Annotated in this window: 16 protein-coding genes; 7 read left to right on the forward strand and 9 right to left on the reverse strand. The window is 70.9% G+C overall.

Annotation, left to right across the window (positions count from 1 at the left end):
- Positions 1-6: 6 nt before the first annotated feature.
- Positions 7-492: an LURP-one-related family protein gene (locus AB0E14_RS13375; RefSeq protein ID WP_362415785.1), complete on the reverse strand. Its 486-nt coding sequence runs from the start codon at positions 490-492 to the stop codon at positions 7-9.
- A 61-nt stretch (positions 493-553) separates the two neighbouring features.
- Between AB0E14_RS13375 and AB0E14_RS13380 the strand changes: the two genes are divergently transcribed.
- Together AB0E14_RS13380 and AB0E14_RS13385 are read left to right on the forward strand one after the other, a co-directional pair.
- Positions 554-1,120 carry a GNAT family protein gene (locus AB0E14_RS13380; protein ID WP_362415787.1) on the forward strand — a complete coding sequence of 189 codons (567 nt, stop codon included), beginning with the start codon at positions 554-556 and terminating at the stop codon, positions 1,118-1,120.
- Between the two features lie 101 nt (positions 1,121-1,221).
- Positions 1,222-3,045: an NHL domain-containing thioredoxin family protein gene (locus AB0E14_RS13385; protein WP_362415789.1), complete on the forward strand. Its 1,824-nt coding sequence runs from the start codon at positions 1,222-1,224 to the stop codon at positions 3,043-3,045.
- Here AB0E14_RS13385 and AB0E14_RS13390 read toward each other — a convergent pair.
- From AB0E14_RS13390 to AB0E14_RS13400, 3 genes are all read right to left on the reverse strand, one after another.
- A complete protein-coding gene (locus AB0E14_RS13390) occupies positions 3,042-3,386 on the reverse strand; it encodes a hypothetical protein (protein ID WP_362415791.1) in 345 nt (114 codons plus the stop codon). The genes AB0E14_RS13385 and AB0E14_RS13390 overlap by 4 nt on opposite strands.
- Before the next feature lie 58 nt (positions 3,387-3,444).
- On the reverse strand, positions 3,445-4,734 hold the full coding sequence (locus tag AB0E14_RS13395) for a M18 family aminopeptidase (RefSeq protein ID WP_362415793.1): 1,290 nt from the start codon (positions 4,732-4,734) through the stop codon (positions 3,445-3,447).
- Between the two features lie 158 nt (positions 4,735-4,892).
- Positions 4,893-6,722 (reverse strand): acyl-CoA dehydrogenase, encoded by a 1,830-nt coding sequence (locus AB0E14_RS13400; protein ID WP_362415795.1) that lies wholly within the window; start codon positions 6,720-6,722, stop codon positions 4,893-4,895.
- Positions 6,723-6,895: 173 nt separating this feature from the next.
- On the opposite strand from AB0E14_RS13400, the gene AB0E14_RS13405 reads away from it, so the two are divergent.
- A complete protein-coding gene (locus tag AB0E14_RS13405; protein ID WP_362005575.1) occupies positions 6,896-7,408 on the forward strand; it encodes an SseB family protein in 513 nt (170 codons plus the stop codon).
- 151 nt (positions 7,409-7,559) lie between these two features.
- Here AB0E14_RS13405 and AB0E14_RS13410 read toward each other — a convergent pair whose 3' ends face one another.
- Positions 7,560-7,994 (reverse strand): hypothetical protein, encoded by a 435-nt coding sequence (locus AB0E14_RS13410; RefSeq protein WP_362415798.1) that lies wholly within the window; start codon positions 7,992-7,994, stop codon positions 7,560-7,562.
- A gap of 203 nt (positions 7,995-8,197) precedes the next feature.
- Here AB0E14_RS13410 and AB0E14_RS13415 point away from each other — a divergent pair, with 203 nt between their 5' ends.
- A complete protein-coding gene (locus tag AB0E14_RS13415) occupies positions 8,198-9,160 on the forward strand; it encodes a pirin family protein (protein ID WP_362415800.1) in 963 nt (320 codons plus the stop codon).
- A 65-nt stretch (positions 9,161-9,225) separates the two neighbouring features.
- Here the strand turns inward: AB0E14_RS13415 and AB0E14_RS13420 are convergent, their stop codons facing one another.
- On the reverse strand, positions 9,226-9,429 hold the full coding sequence (locus tag AB0E14_RS13420; RefSeq protein ID WP_362415802.1) for a DUF5708 family protein: 204 nt from the start codon (positions 9,427-9,429) through the stop codon (positions 9,226-9,228).
- A 299-nt stretch (positions 9,430-9,728) separates the two neighbouring features.
- Here AB0E14_RS13420 and AB0E14_RS13425 point away from each other — a divergent pair, with 299 nt between their 5' ends.
- The gene (locus AB0E14_RS13425) at positions 9,729-10,742 is read left to right on the forward strand and encodes an AI-2E family transporter (RefSeq protein ID WP_362415981.1); all 1,014 of its coding nucleotides are present in this window, start codon (positions 9,729-9,731) and stop codon (positions 10,740-10,742) included.
- Between the two features lie 96 nt (positions 10,743-10,838).
- Here the strand turns inward: AB0E14_RS13425 and AB0E14_RS13430 are convergent, their stop codons facing one another.
- Both AB0E14_RS13430 and AB0E14_RS13435 read right to left on the reverse strand, forming a co-directional pair.
- Positions 10,839-11,657, reverse strand: a complete 819-nt coding sequence (locus tag AB0E14_RS13430) for an MBL fold metallo-hydrolase (RefSeq protein ID WP_362415804.1) — start codon at positions 11,655-11,657, stop codon at positions 10,839-10,841.
- 100 nt (positions 11,658-11,757) lie between these two features.
- Entirely contained in the window at positions 11,758-13,914 is a 2,157-nt protein-coding gene (locus AB0E14_RS13435; protein WP_362415806.1) for a SpoIIE family protein phosphatase, read from the reverse strand.
- Between the two features lie 148 nt (positions 13,915-14,062).
- Here AB0E14_RS13435 and aspS point away from each other — a divergent pair, with 148 nt between their 5' ends.
- Together aspS and AB0E14_RS13445 are read left to right on the forward strand one after the other, a co-directional pair.
- Positions 14,063-15,892: an aspartate--tRNA ligase gene (aspS, locus tag AB0E14_RS13440; RefSeq protein WP_362415808.1), complete on the forward strand. Its 1,830-nt coding sequence runs from the start codon at positions 14,063-14,065 to the stop codon at positions 15,890-15,892.
- 119 nt (positions 15,893-16,011) lie between these two features.
- Entirely contained in the window at positions 16,012-16,824 is an 813-nt protein-coding gene (locus tag AB0E14_RS13445) for a hypothetical protein (protein ID WP_362415810.1), read from the forward strand.
- Here AB0E14_RS13445 and AB0E14_RS13450 read toward each other — a convergent pair.
- The gene (locus tag AB0E14_RS13450) at positions 16,814-17,668 is read right to left on the reverse strand and encodes a helix-turn-helix domain-containing protein (RefSeq protein WP_362415812.1); all 855 of its coding nucleotides are present in this window, start codon (positions 17,666-17,668) and stop codon (positions 16,814-16,816) included. The genes AB0E14_RS13445 and AB0E14_RS13450 overlap by 11 nt on opposite strands.
- Positions 17,669-17,874: the final 206 nt, after the last annotated feature.

Here is a 17,874-nt window from a genome sequence, read left to right on the forward strand (position 1 = left end):
CGGGCCCTAGTCCCCCCGCTCCGCCATCCGGATCACGCACACCGCGACCGCGATGAGAAGCGCGGTGTCGGTGTCGTCCCGGACGACGTTCACGGCGTACGTGTCGCGGACGCGGAACCACTGCCGGGAGATGTGGGCGAGGAGTTCGCCGTCGTACTCGATGGTGAACTCCCGGTCCAGGATCCGCCCGCTGACGTCCAGCTCGGTGCCTTCGACGAGGGTGACCCGGTAGTGGTTGCGGAGCAGCGAGAGCCGCTTCCTGCGGATCGTGGCGAGCGGCCGGTCGTCCCGCTCGATCGTCATCGAGTCCCGCAGGCTGAACATCTTCTGCCGCAGCGTGACCAGGACCTGCCCGTGCGGGTCCTTCAGCTCCAGCGTGTCCCGCAGGCGCAGGGCCTTCCCGTCGACGAGGAAGGCGTGGCCGCCGTGCTCGTCCTCGATCCAGTAGTCGTCGCCGACCGCGAAGATTTTGTCCCGTACGAGATATTTCATACGGGTACGCGTGCCCAATTCGGAGGCGATCCACGCCGTGCCGCCCCTAACGTGGGGCGGCATGACCAACATATGGGTGGGGCAGAAAGTGCGCCTGCGGGCCGTCGAGCCCGAGGACTGGGAAGGCTTCCGCGCGCTGGAGCAGGACACCGTCGACCTGCGCAACGCGGACATCGTCACACCGCCGCGCTCGGCGGAGGGCTTCCGCTCCTGGACCGCGGAGCGGGCGGGCCGGGAACCGGGCGGTGAGGCCTTCCGGCTGGTCGTCGAGGCACTGTCCGACGGGTCCTTCGTGGGATCCGTGACGGTCGGAGGCGTCGACACCCGTGCCGGGCACTTCAAGTCGGGCATCGAGATCACCCGCGACCGGCGCGGCAAGGGATACGCGAAGGAAGCAGTGGCGCTGCTCCTCACGTACATGTTCGCGGAGCGCCGCTTCCACAAGTGCGAGGTCGAGATCCACGCCTTCAACGACGCCTCGCTCGCCCTCCACCGCTCGCTCGGCTTCGTCGAGGAGGGCCGGCTCCGCCAGCACGAGTACTTCGCGGGCGCCTACCAGGACCTCGTCCTGATGGGCCTCACCGCCGACGAACACTGGACCGCCCACCCTCGACCGTCCGTGCGCTGACCCGCGCGGGCGCGCGGGCACGGACATCGCCGACGTCAGGCGCCGACCCCCTGTCGTACGTGCGTGATCCGCCCTTCATACCCGGATGGCAAGCTTGAAGCATGAACGATGCCGCCCCGGCGCCCACCCCCGCGCCCGAGCCCCGCCGCCGTGCCCGTGTCCGTGCCCCCGAGCTGATCGGCAAGGGAGGCTGGATCAACACCGGCGGGAAGGACCTCAAGCTCGCCGACTTCCGAGGTCGCACATTGATCCTGGATTTCTGGACCTTCTGCTGCATCAACTGCCTCCACGTCCTCGACGAACTCCGTGACCTGGAGGAGAAGCACCGGGACACGCTGGTGATCGTCGGTGTCCACTCGCCCAAGTTCGTGCACGAGGCCGAGCACCAGGCCGTCGTGGACGCCGTCGAGCGGTACGAGGTGCACCATCCCGTGCTGGACGATCCCGAGCTGGCGACCTGGAAGCAGTACGCCGTGCGGGCCTGGCCGACGCTCGTCGTCATCGACCCCGAGGGGTACGTCGTCGCCCAGCACGCGGGTGAGGGGCACGCGAACGCCATCCGGACGCTCGTCGAGGAGCTGGAGGCCGAGCACGCCGCCAAGGGGACGCTGCGTCGGGGCGACGGGCCCTACGTGCCGCCGGAGCCGGTAGCCACCGATCTGCGCTTCCCGGGGAAGGCCGTGCTGCTCGACAGCGGGAACTTCCTCGTCTCCGACACGACGCGCCACCAGCTCGTCGAGCTCGCCGCCGACGGCGAGACCGTGGTGCGCCGGATCGGGGACGGCGAGTTCCGGGAGCCGCAGGGGCTCGCGCTGCTCCCCGACGGCAAGGTCGTCGTCGCCGACACCGTGAACCACGCGCTGCGGACCTTCGACCCGGCGACCGGCGCGATCGAGCGGATCGCCGGTACCGGCAAGCAGTGGTGGCAGGGGTCGCCGACCTCCGGGCCCGCCCTCGACGTGGACCTCTCCTCGCCCTGGGACGTGGCCTGGTGGCAGGGCAAGGTGTGGATCGCGATGGCCGGCGTCCACCAGGTGTGGACCTACGACCCGGAGACCGGGACGGTCCAGGTCGCGGCCGGCACCACCAACGAGGGGCTCGTCGACGGGCCCGCCGCCGAGGCCTGGTTCGCGCAGCCCTCGGGCCTCGCGGCCACCGAGGACCGGCTGTGGATCGCCGACTCCGAGACCAGCGCCGTCCGCTGGATCGACACCGAGGGCGCCGTGCACACCGCCGTCGGCACCGGTCTCTTCGACTTCGGCCACCGCGACGGCGCCGCCGACCAGGCGCTGCTCCAGCACCCGCTCGGCGTGACCGCCCTCCCCGACGGCTCGGTCGCGATCTCCGACACGTACAACCACGCCCTGCGCCGCTTCGACCCGGCGACCGGCGAGGTGACGACGCTGGCCACCGATCTGCGCGAGCCGAGCGACGCCGTGCTCGTCGGCGACGAGATCGTGGTCGTCGAGTCCGCCCGGCACCGGCTGACCCGGCTGCGGCTGCCCGAGGAGGCCGTCCAGGTCGAGTCGGTCGCCCACCGCACGCAGCGCGAGGCCACCGAGGTCGCCCCCGGCCGCCTCCGGCTCGACATCGTCTTCCAGGCGCCGACGGGCCAGAAGCTCGACGAGCGCTACGGGCCCTCCACCCGGCTCCTGGTCTCCTCGACCCCGCCGGAGCTGCTGCTCGACGGCGAGGGCACGGGCACCGACCTCTTCCGGGAGCTGGAGCTGAACCCGGAGATCACGGACGGCGTCCTGCACGTCTCCGCCATGGCGGCGTCCTGCGACGACGACCCCGCCAACGAGTACCCGGCCTGCCATGTGCACCAGCAGGACTGGGGGGTTCCGGTGCGCCTCACGGCCGACGGCGCCTCCCGGCTGCCGCTGATCCTCGCCGGGATGGACGCCGAAGGGGTGTCGTCCTAGCCCACAAGGCCCTGGTTCCTGGACGGGCGGTTCGCCGCGCCGTCCAGGCAGCCGGCGACCCAGGCGGCCGGGTCGTGCACGGCCCGGCCGCCGCCCATCCCCGTGCGCCGCATGCTCGCGCACTCACCGGCCAGCAGGGCGCGGGCGCGCTCCCCGGTCGGGTCGGCCTTCCGGATGCGGACGGCCTGCAGATAGCCGCCCTCGTAGGCGATGTCCGTGCCCCACGGCGGGCGTTCGTTGTACCGGGCGATGAGGAGGCCTGTCGCGGCCGTGCCGATCAGCACGGCCGCGCACAGGCAGGCGATGAACTTCCCCCGGGGCGGGCCCACATGACGATCCATGAGGTCGACGGTGTCAGGTGGGACCTTTCCCGGATGTTTCGCCGGGCGAGTGCTCCGATCAGCCTTCCAGGAACGCGACCAGCGCGTTCGCCAGCAGGTACGGGTCCTCCGCGCCGCAGAGTTCGCGGGCGCTGTGCATCGACAGGCAGGCCACGCCGATGTCGACCGTGCTGATGCCGTGCCGGGCCGCCGTGATCGGGCCGATCGTCGTGCCGCACGGCATGTCGTTGTTGGAGACGAACGTCTGCCACGGCACGCCCGCCTTCTCGCACGCCGCCGCCCACACCGCCCGGCCGCTGCCGTCGGTCGCGTACCGCTGGTTGACGTTGACCTTGAGGATCGGACCGCCGTTGGGGCGCGGGTGGTGCGTCGGGTCGTGGCGCTCCCCGTAGTTGGGGTGGACGGCGTGGCCGACGTCGGAGGAGAGGCAGATCGAGGCGGCGAAGGCGCGGGCGCGGTCCTCGTAGGCGCCGCCCCGGGCGTAGATCGAGCGCTCCAGGACGTTGCCGAGGAGGGGCCCCTGGGCGCCGGTGTCGGCCTCGGAGCCGTTCTCCTCGTGGTCGAAGGCGGCGAGCACCGGGATGTACGGGAGGTCGGCGCGGCCCGCGACGGCGGCCAGGGCGGCGACGCCCGCGTGGACCGAGATCAGGTTGTCCATCCGGGGCCCTGCGACGAGTTCGCGGTCGCGGCCCAGGTAGGAGGGGGCCTCGATGGCGTGGACCATGAGGTCCCAGCCGGCGACGTCCTCGGCGTCGACGCCCGCCTCCTCGGCGACGAAGCGGATCAGGTCGCCCTCGTGGACCTCGCCCAGGCCCCAGATCGGCTGCATGTGGCGCTGCCGCTCCAGCTTGAGGCCCTCGTTGGCCTGCCGGTCGAGGTGGATGGCGAGCTGCGGGACGCGGAGCACGGCGCGGTCCACGTTCACCAGGTGGTGGCTGCCGTCGCGCAGGGTGAGCCGGCCGGCGAGGCCGAGGTCGCGGTCGAGCCAGGTGTTGAGGAGCGTCCCGCCGTAGATCTCGACGGAGACCTGGCGCCAGCCGCGCGCGCCCATGTCGGGCTGCGGCTTCACGCGCAGGTTGGGGGAGTCGGTGTGGGCGCCGACGATCCGGTACGGGGTGTGGGGGGACGCGCCCTCCGGGACGTACCAGGCGATGAGCGCGCCGCCGCGGATCACGTACTTGCCGCCCGTCGTGCCGTCCCAGGCGGCGGTCTCCTCGACCTGGCGGAAGCCGGCCTTCTCGAGCCGCTCGGCGGCGTTCGCCACGGCGTGGTACGGCGACGGGGATGCCGCCAGGAACGTCATGAGGTCGTCGGTGTGGCCGCGGTCGAAGCGGGCGGTGCTCGTCATGGGTTCACCTTACGCAGGCCCCGGAATACGGCGCCGGGGCCCCGATAGACGGAACGGAACGTTTCTGTGGGGGACGCGTTCCCGGAAAAAGCGGAACGGCCCACTCCCCTCCCCGGGAGCGAGCCGTTCCTCGTTGGACGTGGCGCGTGTCGAAGCGACTAGAACGCAGCCTCGTCCAGGTCCATCAGCGAGCCGTCGATCGCCTCGGCGAGCGCGCGCTCGGCGCCCACGCCCGGCAGGACGTTGGCGGCGAAGAACTTCGCGGCCGCGATCTTGCCCGCGTAGAAGGCCTGGTCCTTGGCGGGGGCGCCGGCGGCCAGCTTCTCCGCGGCGACGGCCGCGCCCTTCAGGAGCAGGTAGCCGACGACGACGTCGCCCGAAGCCATGAGCAGGCGCGTGGTGTTGAGGCCGACCTTGTAGATGTTCTTGACGTCCTCGCCGGTCGCCATGAGGTCGTCGAGCATCTTCTTGACGATGCCCTCCAGGTCCACGGCGGCCTTGGTGAGCGCGTCGCGGGCGCCGGCCAGCTCCTCGCCGCCGGTGCCGACCGCGAGGAACTTCTTGATCTCCTCCGAGAGCGCGTTCAGGGACGCGCCCTGGTCGCGGACGATCTTGCGGAAGAAGAAGTCCTGGCCCTGGATGGCCGTGGTGCCCTCGTAGAGGGTGTCGATCTTGGCGTCCCGGATGTACTGCTCGATCGGGTACTCCTGCAGGAAGCCGGAGCCGCCGAAGGTCTGGAGCGACTGCGCGAGCTGCTCGTAGCCCTTCTCGGAGCCGTAGCCCTTCACGATCGGCAGCAGCAGGTCGTTCAGGCCGTGCAGGGCCTTCGCGTCCTCGCCCGCGGCCTCCTTGAGCTGGATCTCGTCCTGCACGGTGGCCGTGTAGAGGACGAGGGAGCGCATGCCCTCGGCGTACGCCTTCTGCGTCATCAGCGAGCGGCGGACGTCCGGGTGGTGCGTGATGGTGACCTTGGGGGCGGCCTTGTCCATGAAGTTCGCCAGGTCGGTGCCCTGGACGCGCTCCTTGGCGTACTCCAGGGCGTTGAGGTAGCCCGTGGAGAGGGTGGAGATCGCCTTCGTGCCGACCATCATGCGGGCGAACTCGATGATGAGGAACATCTGGCGGATGCCGTCGTGCTTGTCGCCGATCAGCCAGCCCTTGGCGGGGTGCTGGTCGCCGAAGGTCATCTCGCACGTGTTGGAGGCCTTGAGGCCCATCTTGTGCTCGACGTTCGTGGCGTACACGCCGTTGCGCTCGCCCAGCTCGCCGGTCTCCCAGTCGAACAGGTACTTCGGCACGAGGAAGAGCGAGAGGCCCTTGGTGCCCGGGCCGGCGCCCTCGGGGCGGGCGAGGACGTAGTGGAGGATGTTCTCCTCCATGTCGTGCTCACCGGACGTGATGAAGCGCTTGACGCCCTCGATGTGCCAGGAGCCGTCCTCCTGCTGGACCGCCTTCGTGCGGCCGGCGCCGACGTCCGAGCCCGCGTCGGGCTCGGTGAGGACCATGGTGGAGCCCCACTGCTTCTCGACGGCGATCTGCGCGACCTTCTTCTGCGCCTCGTTGCCCTCGTTGAAGAGGATGCCGGCGAAGGCCGGGCCGGAGGAGTACATCCACACGGCCGGGTTCGCGCCGAGGATCAGCTCCGCGTAGGCCCAGATCAGGGAGCGCGGGGAGGTGGTGCCGCCGATCTCCTCGGGCAGGCCGAGGCGCCAGTACTCGGAGTCCATGAAGGCCTTGTAGGACTTCTTGAAGCTCGCCGGGACCGGGGCGGTGTTCGTCTCGGGGTCGAAGACCGGAGGGTTCCGGTCGGCGTCGGCGAAGGACTCGGCCAGCTCGTTCTCGGAGAGGCGGGTCAGCTCCTCCAGGACGCTCTTGGCGGTCTCGACGTCCATCTCCTCGAACGGACCGGTGCCGTACACCTTGTCGCGGCCGAGCACCTCGAAGAGGTTGAACTCGATGTCGCGGAGATTCGACTTGTAGTGCCCCATGGCGACGGCTCCGTAAGGATCGGGGAGGCAGGTTCCTCGTACACGTGCGGCGAGTACCAGCGAGTAGCTAATGCTCTCTCCGATGATGCTACCCACCGGTAATAAGAAGCAACCCCTATCCGGTCATCTGTGACGACAATCGCTACGGTCGCCCACTCGCTAGGCTGTGCGCCATGTACGGCTACGAGCAGAATCCGGGTGCCCAGCAGCAGTACGCCCCGCCCCCGCAGCAGCCGATGGCGGGCGGGATGCCGGGCATGCAGGGCGGGATGCCCGGGATGCAGGGGCAGGGGTACGGCCAGCAGCCGCCGCTCTACCCCGAGCCGTCCCCGCCGTCCCTCGCCGACGCCGTACGCGCCTTCACGACGGGCTCCCTGTCCGCCGAGGACTTCCAGCAGATCTTCGCGGGCTCGAAGGTCTACTGCCCGCGCGGCGACAACCCCGGCTTCCTGGCCCTGCACAACACCCAGCAGCCGGTCATCCCCATGTTCACGTCGCTCAAGGAGCTGCGGCGGTACGCGGGCAAGGAGTCGAAGTACTTCGTCATCACCGGCGCCGAGGTGATCGACCTCCTCCCGACCGGCTACGGCTTCGTCCTCGACATGGAGGGCGACCACCGGATGGTCTTCGACGCGAAGGCCGTGGAGCAGATGGTCGACTTCGCGATGCGCCGGATGTACGGCTGAGGTCGTAGCTGTAGCTGTAGCTGTAGCTGTAGACGTACGGCCGCTGCTGTGGCTGTGGCTGTGGCTGTAGACGTACGGCCGCGGCTGTCGCTGCAGCCCGTACGGCCGCGGACGTAGCCGTAGCCGTGCCGTACGGCCGCCGCGCCGCTCCCTACGCCGCCGTCGCGCGCCGGTGCAGGTGCAGGGCGTGCGCGCACCAGATCGCGGCGGCGAGCAGGGCGATCCCGGCCCCCGCGGCCAGCTCCGCGAGCTCGGGCCGGAAGCCCAGGGCCAGCCGGGTGCCCAGGAAGACCAGGACGAAGCCGATCCGGCCGGGCGCGTACACCGGGAACCGCGCGGCGGCGCCGCGCAGCAGACCGGCCACGATCAGCCCGGCTGCCCCGCAGGCGGCGAGCAGGGCCCAGGGGGAGCCGGGCGCGGCGGCCGGGATGCCGTAGTCGGCCGGACCCCAGGGGACGGCGGCGGCCACCCAGCCGAGGGCCAGTCCGACGACGGTGGCCGTGACCACCGACAGCAGGTGCTTCCACCAGGGGCCGGGCCGAGGGGTGGCCGGCTCGTCGTCGCCGCCGACATCGAAGATCTCCATCACGCACGGTAGGACGCGCCGTGGCGCACCCTGGTTGGCGCGGACGCCGTGGGGTTAGACCTGTGGGGCCAGATCTTTGTCATGTCTGTCATGTCCTGATGCCCTTCGGGCCCCCGGGAATGCCCTCGGGGCCCTTCCTGTTCTGCGGGTGTGGCAGAAAGTTCGAGTTTCAACTAAACTCGACGCAGAAGGAGGTTCCGACCATGCCTGCAGTGACTGTGGAGAACCCGTTGACGCTCCCGCGCGTCGCCGCCCCCGCCGACGCCGTCTCCCGCCCCGTGCTCGCCGTGACCACGGCGCCGTCCGGTTTCGAGGGCGAGGGATTCCCGGTGCGCCGCGCGTTCGCCGGGATCAACTACCAGTACCTCGACCCGTTCATCATGATGGACCAGATGGGAGAGGTGGAGTACGCCCCCGGTGAGCCCAAGGGCACCCCGTGGCACCCCCACCGCGGCTTCGAGACCGTCACGTACATCATCGACGGGACCTTCGACCACCAGGACTCCAACGGCGGTGGCGGCACCATCACCAACGGCGACACCCAGTGGATGACCGCCGGCTCGGGTCTCCTTCACATCGAGGCCCCGCCGGAGTCGCTCGTCCTCAGCGGCGGCCTCTTCCACGGCCTCCAGCTGTGGGTGAACCTGCCGGCCTCCGACAAGATGATGGCCCCGCGCTACCAGGACATCCGCGGTGGCCAGGTGCAGCTGCTGACCTCCCCCGACGGCGGCGCGCTGATCCGCGTCATCGCCGGCGAGCTCGACGGCCACGCGGGCCCCGGCATCACGCACACCCCGATCACGATGATCCACGCGACGATCCGGCCGGGCGCCGAGGTGACCCTGCCGTGGCGCGAGGACTTCAACGGCCTCGTCTACGTCCTCGCCGGGCGCGGCTCGGCCGGTGCGGAGCGCAGGCCGGTCCACATGGGCCAGACCGCGGTCTTCGGCAAGGGCGGCGCGCTCACGGTCCGGGCCGACGAGAAGCAGGACGGGCACACGCCCGACCTGGAGGTCGTCGTCCTCGGCGGGCAGCCGATCCGCGAGCCGATGGCGCACTACGGCCCGTTCGTCATGAACACCCAGGCCGAACTCCGCCAGGCCTTCGAGGACTTCCAGGCCGGACGCCTCGGCACGATCCCGGCGGTGCACGGGATGGGCGAGTAACGGTCGTACGAGGAACAGGGAGTGCGCCGGGCCGGACCTCGTCGTCCGGCCCTCGCCGCCTCCGCTCAGTCCCTTTCCGCGGTGCTCGACGCGCGGAACGCCTGGAACAGGCCGAGCGCGACGAGCGCGCCGCCGACGTACATCAGCACCAGGCCGACCTTCGTCAGCGTGACGACGGGCGTCTCCACACCGTCCGTGAACAGCCGGAGGGCCAGACCCGCGGCGAAGGTGAGGACACCTTCGATCAGGTTCTTCGACGACTGCCTCATGGGCGAACCCCCTTCCTGGAGCTACGGATACTCAGCAGCCTAGGAACGGAGCGGGACCCCGGCTTCCCCCTGGGGTACGAAGTCCCCTACATCGTTCGACGGACCCGCGTCAGGACCTCTCCGGACAGGCCCTGACGGAGCGTCACCCGTCCGGCCCGTAGCGCAGGACGACGCGCCGAGCGGCGTGGTCCGGTGGACGGGTGCAGACGCCCCCGCCACCGCCCCCGAGCTCGCAGGGCCCGCAGCCGCAGGGCCCGCGGTCGCAGGGTCCCCAGAGGCCGCTCCTTCCCGAGGCCGCCCTGCGGACCGCCGCCTGGTGTGCCGTCCTGCTGCTCCTCGCCGGGGTCGTGGCCGTCGGGATCTGGCTGTGCGTGGTGTTCCAGACGGCCGTCACACCCGTCCTGCTCGCGATCCTGGGCACCGCGCTGCTCGGGCCGCTCTACCGGCGCCTGCTGCGGATGAAGGTGCAGAAGTCGCTCGCCGCCGGGCTCACCGTCCTCGCCGTCCTCGCCTTCGTCGGCGGCGCGACGTACATCGTGGTCGCCGCGCTCATCGAGACCGGGGACCAGATCATCGCCTCGCTGCGGCAGGCCGCCCTCGACATCGCCGACCACCTGGGCGCGGCCGGGACCTCGATCGACGACCTCGCCAAGAACGCGAAGGCGCTCCTGGAGAAGTTCGGCGGGACCGCCGCGTCCGGGGTGATCTCCGGGATCAGCATCGTGGGCCAGGTCGCCGCCATGGCCGTGCTCGCCCTGCTGCTGATCTTCTTCTTCCTCCGGGACTCCCACCGGGCCGCCGACGCCCTGCGCTCCTTCGCCCCCGGCTCGACCGGCGACATGCTGGAGGCCATGGGGCGCCGCGCCTTCGAGGCCGTCGAGGGCTTCATGCGCGGGACGACCATCGTGGCCCTCGTCGACGCCGTCCTCATCACCATCGGCCTGCTGATCCTGCGGGTCCCCGGGGCGGTGGGCCTGGGCGCGCTCGTCTTCGTGACCGCCTACATCCCGTACCTCGGCGCGTTCCTCTCCGGGGCCATCGCCGTCCTGGTCGCCCTCGCCGACCGGGGCTTCGTCATCGCGCTCTGGGTCCTGGGCGTCGTCCTCGCCGTCCAGGTGATCGAGGGCAACGTCCTCCAGCCCGCGATCCAGAGTCGTACCGTCCAGATGCACCCGGCCGTCGTCATGCTCGCGATCACGGCCGGGGCCTCTGTCGCCGGGATCCTCGGCATGCTGCTCGCCGTACCGGTCACGGCGGCCGCATTCGGGGTGATCGGCGAGCTGCGCGGCCGGTACGCGAACCAGCCGGGCTGACCTCGGCCACCTCCCGGACCTCGGCCACCTCCCGGACCTCGGCCACCTCCCGGACCTCGGCCACCTCCTGGCCGGCCGACCTACCTCCCGGCCGACCTACCTCCCGGCCGCCATGCCGCCGGGCTCGAAGGACGCCAGCATCTGCACCAGGGCCGCCTGGTCCGGGCCCACGAAGGGGTCGGAGTCGGGGGCGGCGGCGATCGTCTCCAGCATCATCGAGGTCATCCGCACGGCGGGCGGCAGATGCGTGGAGAGCACGATCTCCGGGTTCATCTCCCGCAGCGGCTCGATCGTCGCCCGGTACTTCGCCGGGTCCACCAGGTGCACCCACGGGCTGTCGATCGTCGCCCACAGCGTCTGGGCGCCGGCCAGCTCCTCCGGCTTGAGGTCGTTGGCGTGCCCGCTCTCCGCCAGTTCGGCCGTCGGCATCGGGCCGCCGAAGCAGTCGGAACTGAAGCAGATCCCGGTCCTCTCGTCGTAGAAGCCGACGGTGGCCGGGTTGTCGAAGAGCGGCGGGCGGAAGGCGTGGAGCATGCGGTCGCCGACGTCCAGGGACTGGCCCGGGTTGCAGAGGTAGACGCGGTCCATCGGCAGCGGACGCTCGGTGGTCATCTCCCCCGCGCCCACGAAGGTGGTGACGACCTTCGCCTCGGGCGCGGCGTCGAGCAGGTCGAAGATGCCGCCCGTGTGGTCCTTGTCGGGGTGCGTCAGCCAGATCCAGCGGACGTCGTCGAGGTCGATGACCGTGGAGAGCGTGGCGACGAAGTCACGGTCGTCGAGGGAGAGACCGGTGTCGACGACCACGGGCTCCTTGGCGGTGACGACGTAGGCGTTGACGGGCAGGTGACCGATCCCCGGCACTTCGAGGCTGTCGGCGAGGACGGTCGTGTCGCTGCCGACCTTGTGGATGTCCATGGCGTACTCCGTGGTCCCCCCGGCGGCGGCCGTACACGTCCAGTCTCCTCCGGGGGAGTGACCCCCGCGCGCCGTGCGCACGGGGCAAGGACGCCTCCGGCTACTCCCGTTCTTCCGGCGGGGGCTCGTTCAGCTCGAACCAGATCGACTTGCCCTCGCCCCGCGGATCGACCCCCCACGCGTGCGCCAGCATCTCCATCAGGACCAGGCCGCGCCCGGAGGACGCCATCTCGCCCGGGTGCCGCTTGTGCGGCAGTTCGTCGCTGGTGTCGGAGACCTCCACCCGCAACCGCCGCCGGCAGGCGTCGTCGCAGGTCACCTCGGCGACGAGGAGCGCGTCGCCGTCCGTGTGGATGAGGACGTTGGTGACCATCTCGGAGACCATCAGGACCGCCGAGTCGATCTGGTCCTCGTCCGTCCAGTCGTGCAGCAGCTGGCGCACGTGCTGGCGGGCCGCCGCGATCCGCTCCGGTTCCGCCTGCGCGATGGTCATCATCGTGCGGCGCGGGGCCTGGCGGGCGGTCCGGCCCTGGCGGGAGAGGAGCAGGACCGCGATGTCGTCCTCGCGGCGGTCGGCCAGCGGGCCGGTCGTGTAGTGCGAGCCGGGGCCGTGGACGGCCTCCACGAGGCTGTCGGCGAGCTCCTCCAGGGACTCGCCGTCGTGCCCTTCGAGCAGCGTACGGATGCGTTCCCAGCCGCTGTCGAGGTCGTGGCCGCCGGTCTCCAGGAGCCCGTCCGTGCACATCATCAGGGTCTCGCCGGGCTCCAGCGTGAACCGGGTCGTCGGGTAGTCGGTGTCGGGGTCGATGCCGAGCGGCAGCCCGCCGGCCGTGGGACGCAGGAGAACCGTTCCGTCGGTCATCCGGACCGCGGGGTGGGGGTGCCCGGCGCGGGCGAGGTCGACGACGCCGGTGACCGGGTCGATCTCGAGGTAGAGGCAGGTCGCGAAGCGCGGCCCGCTGTCGCTCCCGCCGCCGCTCTCCCCGTAGCTCCCACCGCCGCTCTCACCCCCGTCCCCGTCGCCGCCCCCGTCCGCGCCCTCCGGGGTCTCTCCGCTGGTGATCCCGTACAGGAAGCGGGAGGCGCGGGAGAGGACGGCGTCGGGCCGGTGGCCCTCGGAGGCGTACGCGCGCAGGGCGATCCGCAGCTGGCCCATCAGTCCGGCGGCCCGCACGTCGTGGCCCTGGACGTCGCCGATGACGAGGGCGATGCGGCCGCCGGGCAGCTGGATCATGTCGTACCAGTCGCCGCCGACCTGGAGCCCGCCGCCGGTCGGCACGTACCGCGCGGCGACGTGCAGGCCCGGGATGCCGGGGCCGAGGACGGGCAGCATCGTGCGCTGGAGGCCGAGCGACAGTTCGCGCTCGGACTCGGCGACGCCCGCGCGGGCGAGGGCCTGGGCCAGCATGCGGGCGACGGTGGTGAGCACGGACCGCTCGTCGGGGGTGAAGCCGACGGGGTGCTTGAAGGCGGCCATCCAGGCGCCCATGGTGCGCCCGGCGACGATCAGGGGGAGGTAGGCCCAGGACTCCCTGCCGAATCGTTGCGCCAGCGGCCAGGTCACCGGGAAGCGGCGCAGGTACTCGTCCGGTGTCGGGAGATAGATCGCCCGCCCGGTCCGCACGACCTCCGCGGCCGGGTAGTCGGTGTCCACGGACATCGAGGTGAAGGGGCCTTCGTCGCCCACGTTGTGCCCGTGGTGGCCGATGATCGTCAGCCGCTCGCCGGCGACCCCGAAGACGGCGAGCCCGTCCGGCGAGAACCCCGGCATGGAGAGGGAGGCGGCCACCCGAAGGACCTCCGCGGTGGACCGGGCCTCGGCGAGCGCCCGGCCCGCGTCGAGCAGGAAGGCCTCGCGGGAGCGGCGCCAGTCGCCGGTGATGGGCGTACGGGCGGCGGTGCCCGGCTGCGGTTCGGCGACCTCCTGGAGGGTGCCGACGAGCTGGTAGTCCGTGCCCTCGACGAGCGGCTTGGACCTGCTCCGTACGGTACGGATCACCCGTCCGTGGCCGTCCATGATCCGCAGCCGGGCCTCGGCGAGGGTGCCTTCCGCGACGGCGAGGTTCACGACCCCGTCGATCTCGTTCCAGTCGACGGGATGAAACCGGGAGCGCACGGCCGCTTCCGTGAGCTCGACCGGTTCGGCGGGCAGCCCGAGCAGCCGGGCCGCCTCGGCGTCGAGGGTGACGATCCCGGATGCGTTGTCCCAGCGCCACAGGCCGGTCGCGATCGCGGCCAGGACGTCCTCGGTGCGCATTGCCCTACTTTATGAATATCGGACAGAAGGTCGCCACTGAGCGTATTCGAAATGCGATCTTGGGTCGCCCGGTAGGCTTGGCGGGTCTGCCGTCATGTCATGCCACGGCGGCACACCACCATGGATCCCGAAGACTGGATGAACGACGATGCATCGGTACAGGTCCCACACCTGCGGCGAGCTCCGCGCCTCTGACGTCGGCACCGACGTCCGGCTGAGCGGCTGGCTGCACAATCGGCGCGACCTGGGCGGCATCCTCTTCATCGATATCCGCGACCACTACGGCATCACGCAGCTGGTCGCCCGGCCCGGCACGGCCGCGGCCGAGGTGCTCGACAAGCTGACGAAGGAGACCGTCGTCCGCGTGGACGGCAAGGTCGTCTCGCGCGGCGCGGAGAACGTCAACCCGGAGCTGCCGACCGGCGAGGTCGAGATCGAGGCCGCCGAGGTCGAGGTCCTGGGCGCGGCCAAGCAGATCCCCTTCACCGTCAACACGGACGACGGCGTGAACGAGGAGCGGCGCCTGGAGTACCGCTTCCTCGACCTGCGCCGCGAGCGCATGCACCGCAACATCATGCTGCGCTCGGCCGTCATCGCCTCCATCCGTTCCAAGATGGTGGCCCTCGGCTTCAACGAGATGGCGACCCCGATCCTCGCCGCGACCTCCCCCGAGGGCGCCCGCGACTTCGTCGTCCCGTCGCGTCTGAACCCGGGCAAGTTCTACGCGCTGCCGCAGGCGCCGCAGCAGTTCAAGCAGCTGCTGATGATCTCCGGCTTCGACCGCTACTTCCAGATCGCGCCCTGCTTCCGCGACGAGGACGCCCGCGCGGACCGTTCTCCGGGCGAGTTCTACCAGCTCGACGTCGAGATGAGCTTCGTCGAGCAGGAGGACGTCTTCCAGCCGATCGAGAAGCTGATGACGGAGATCTTCGAGGAGTTCGGCGGCGGTCGCCACGTCACCTCCCCGTTCCCGCGGATCCCGTTCCGCGAGTCGATGCTGAAGTACGGCAACGACAAGCCGGACCTGCGGACGGCCCTGGAGCTCGTCGACATCTCGGACGTCTTCGAGGCGTCGGAGTTCAAGGCCTTCGCGGGCAAGCACGTCCGCGCGCTCGCGGTCCCGAACACGGGCGACCAGCCCCGCAAGTTCTTCGACTCCCTCGGTGACTTCGCGGTCTCCCTGGGCGCGAAGGGCCTGGCGTGGGTGCGCGTCGGTGAGGGCAACGCCCTGACCGGCCCGATCGCCAAGTTCCTCACCGAGGAGAACATCAAGGTCCTCACCGAGCGCCTCGGCCTGGAGCCGGGCCACGCGATCTTCTTCGGCGCGGGCGAGTTCGACGAGGTCTCCAAGATCATGGGCCCGGTCCGGGTCGAGGCCGCCAAGCGCGCCGGCCAGTTCGAGGAGAACGTCTTCCGCTTCGCGTGGATCGTGGACTTCCCGATGTACGAGCGGGACGAGGAGACCGGCAAGATCGACTTCTCGCACAACCCGTTCTCCATGCCGCAGGGCGGCATCGAGGCCCTGGAGACCCAGGACCCGCTGGACGTCCTCGGCTGGCAGTACGACATCGTCTGCAACGGCATCGAGCTCTCCTCGGGCGCGATCCGTAACCACGAGCCCGAGATCATGTTCAAGGCCTTCGAGATCGCGGGCTACTCCCGCGAGACGGTCGAGCACGAGTTCGCGGGCATGCTCCGCGCCTTCGAGTACGGCGCCCCGCCGCACGGCGGCATCGCCCCGGGCGTGGACCGCATCGTGATGCTCCTGGCCGACGAGCCGAACATCCGCGAGACCATCGCCTTCCCGCTCAACGGCAACGCCCAGGACCTCCTGATGGGCGCCCCGACGGAGCTCGACGAGGCCCGCCTGCGCGAGCTGAACATCCAGCTCCGCAAGCCCGTCGAGACGAAGGTCGTCGAGAAGCCCACGGACGAGCGCCCGATCACGGACGCGGTCCACCCGGACGCGGCGCGGTAACCCGTTCTTCGAACGAATGAAGGCCCGGGATCTTCGGATCCCGGGCCTTTGTCATCCGCCGCTCCAGATGCTTCCCGTGCCGTACGGTTGATGTGACGTTCGGCAACCGGGGGGATGCGATGAGCGATGTGGTGACGCCTGCGGACGACGAGGACGGCTCGGGGGACGCCGGGGGCACGGGGGGTCGTAGAAGCAGCAGGACGAGGAAGGCGGCCGAGCTGGCCGCTGTCGTCTCCGCGGTGACCGCGCTGGCGGCCTTGGTGTTCGGGCTGTTGGGGGTGATCGGCACCGGTGGCGCGGCGGGTGAAGGCCGCGATGCCGGATCCGGGCCGTCGACCGGGGAGGCCGCACCACCGGCCGAGAGCCCGTCGGCCAGTACGACCGGGACCCCACCCATCTCTTCGGCGCCACCCGCAGCGACCCGTACTCCCTCGCCCTCCCCGACCTCCGCACCCCCTCCTTTGCCACGAGGCTGGCACGTCGTCAGGTCGAAGGCGCTCCGCGTCGAGGTCGCCGTCCCTGACGGCTGGAAGCTCGCTACGGACACCGCGCTGCAGTCCACCTGGGTCTCTCCCGACGACCGCTACAGGATCGGCGTGAAGCGGGACGGCACCCACGGGAGCACCGCTCAGTCGGCGGCCATCGGTCAACTCGCCTGGTACCGGAAGCCGGAGGAGTCGAAGATGGAGGCCCTGCAGGCCGCGACCCACCCGGACCGACAGGGCGGCAAGCCCGCGGTGCGGCTGGAGATGGACTTCCACTGGCCGGCGAGTGCAGTCCCGTGCCACAGGACGGAGATCTTCGTCGCGGGCGAGGGCGGCCAGGTCTACCAACTCCACGTCAACGACCAGCAGTACGGCACCAAGCCGTCGGCTCTGCCTCAACTGCTCGCCACGGCACGGGCGCAGCTGCGTACGGACCTCACTGTCTGAGGGGCGGAACGGGGCAACAGCCACCGCAGGCGCCGGGTTCGGGCGCGCGGAAGGCGCGGTCGCAGACGTCGCAGTTCTGGAGCGGGTGCGGGACGGGCGGGGGTGCCTCCAGGGCGCGGAACGGTGGCAGCGGCGGGAGTTGGGCGGTGAGCCGGTGGGCCAGGAGCGCGGCCGGCCGGTGCAGACGGTCCGGTGGAAGGCCGGAGGTCAGTGCGTGCCGTACGGCGCTCGGAGGCATCTGCCGCTCCAGCCAGGCGACGACCCCGGGGGCGAGGTGTTCGGCGTCCGTGGCGGAGAGCAGGAGCCGCGGATCCTCCCGGTGGAGGCCGGCGAGCACGTCGAGGGCGGTGCGGAGGAGATCGGGGGCGGGGTAGGCGGGCTTCGGTACGGCGGGGAGGACGCGGCGGACCGGGCGTTTGGGCTTCGCGGCCGTTTCCCGCCTGGTGGCGTCGCCCTGACCTGCGTGACCCGGCTGGTTGCAGGAGACCGTACGGGTGACGATCCGGCCGCCGCTGGTGCGTTCGCACGTACGCCGTAGATAGCCGTGGGCTTCGAGTTCGCGCAGCGCGGCGGCGATCCGGGCCTTGCCTTCGGGGAAACGGGCGGCGAGGGACCGGATGTCGACGGCGGCGCCGCTGGGCAGGGACTGGATGTGCACGGCAAGCCCGATGGCGAGCAACGACAACTCGGCGTGCTGGGCGAGGTGGTTGCCGATCACCGTGAAGCGGCTGGCGTGGCGGACGTTGTCGTGAACGACACCGCCGCAGGTTCCCCGCTGCGGGTGGTTCTTGCCGCTGTTACGGGACGGGGCATGCGGGCGCACGCTAGTGTTCTGGACATCCATCAGGAAGGTCTGACTTCCTCGCTGGTAGGCCCTCGCCTCGGGATTTGCGGTCCCGGCGGGGGCCGACGCATTTCTGCGGCCGGTTGTTCTGTCGCGCTGAGCGTAGATCAGGCAACCCGCCCCGAAGCCAGTCGAGTTGGCACATTTCACCCGAGCGAGTGATCGCCCCGCCATGGGCGGGAGGGGTGGGGTTGGGCGCGGTTCTT

Source organism: Streptomyces sp. NPDC047981 (assembly GCF_040653315.1).
In the GTDB taxonomy this organism is placed as follows: domain Bacteria; phylum Actinomycetota; class Actinomycetes; order Streptomycetales; family Streptomycetaceae; genus Streptomyces.

Excerpts from the sequence above, each read along its gene's own strand:
- AB0E14_RS13445 (WP_362415810.1), top strand. The coding sequence starts at position 16,012 with ATGAGCGATGTGGTGACGCCTGCGGACGACGAGGACGGCTCGGGGGAC.
- AB0E14_RS13375 (WP_362415785.1), bottom strand. The coding sequence starts at position 492 with ATGAAATATCTCGTACGGGACAAAATCTTCGCGGTCGGCGACGACTAC.
- aspS (WP_362415808.1), top strand. The coding sequence starts at position 14,063 with ATGCATCGGTACAGGTCCCACACCTGCGGCGAGCTCCGCGCCTCTGAC.
- AB0E14_RS13400 (WP_362415795.1), bottom strand. The coding sequence starts at position 6,722 with ATGGGGCACTACAAGTCGAATCTCCGCGACATCGAGTTCAACCTCTTC.
- AB0E14_RS13380 (WP_362415787.1), top strand. The coding sequence starts at position 554 with ATGACCAACATATGGGTGGGGCAGAAAGTGCGCCTGCGGGCCGTCGAG.
- AB0E14_RS13415 (WP_362415800.1), top strand. The coding sequence starts at position 8,198 with ATGCCTGCAGTGACTGTGGAGAACCCGTTGACGCTCCCGCGCGTCGCC.
- AB0E14_RS13450 (WP_362415812.1), bottom strand. The coding sequence starts at position 17,668 with ATGGATGTCCAGAACACTAGCGTGCGCCCGCATGCCCCGTCCCGTAAC.
- AB0E14_RS13435 (WP_362415806.1), bottom strand. The coding sequence starts at position 13,914 with ATGCGCACCGAGGACGTCCTGGCCGCGATCGCGACCGGCCTGTGGCGC.
- AB0E14_RS13430 (WP_362415804.1), bottom strand. The coding sequence starts at position 11,657 with ATGGACATCCACAAGGTCGGCAGCGACACGACCGTCCTCGCCGACAGC.
- AB0E14_RS13410 (WP_362415798.1), bottom strand. The coding sequence starts at position 7,994 with ATGGAGATCTTCGATGTCGGCGGCGACGACGAGCCGGCCACCCCTCGG.
- AB0E14_RS13420 (WP_362415802.1), bottom strand. The coding sequence starts at position 9,429 with ATGAGGCAGTCGTCGAAGAACCTGATCGAAGGTGTCCTCACCTTCGCC.
- AB0E14_RS13405 (WP_362005575.1), top strand. The coding sequence starts at position 6,896 with ATGTACGGCTACGAGCAGAATCCGGGTGCCCAGCAGCAGTACGCCCCG.
- AB0E14_RS13390 (WP_362415791.1), bottom strand. The coding sequence starts at position 3,386 with ATGGATCGTCATGTGGGCCCGCCCCGGGGGAAGTTCATCGCCTGCCTG.
- AB0E14_RS13385 (WP_362415789.1), top strand. The coding sequence starts at position 1,222 with ATGAACGATGCCGCCCCGGCGCCCACCCCCGCGCCCGAGCCCCGCCGC.
- AB0E14_RS13395 (WP_362415793.1), bottom strand. The coding sequence starts at position 4,734 with ATGACGAGCACCGCCCGCTTCGACCGCGGCCACACCGACGACCTCATG.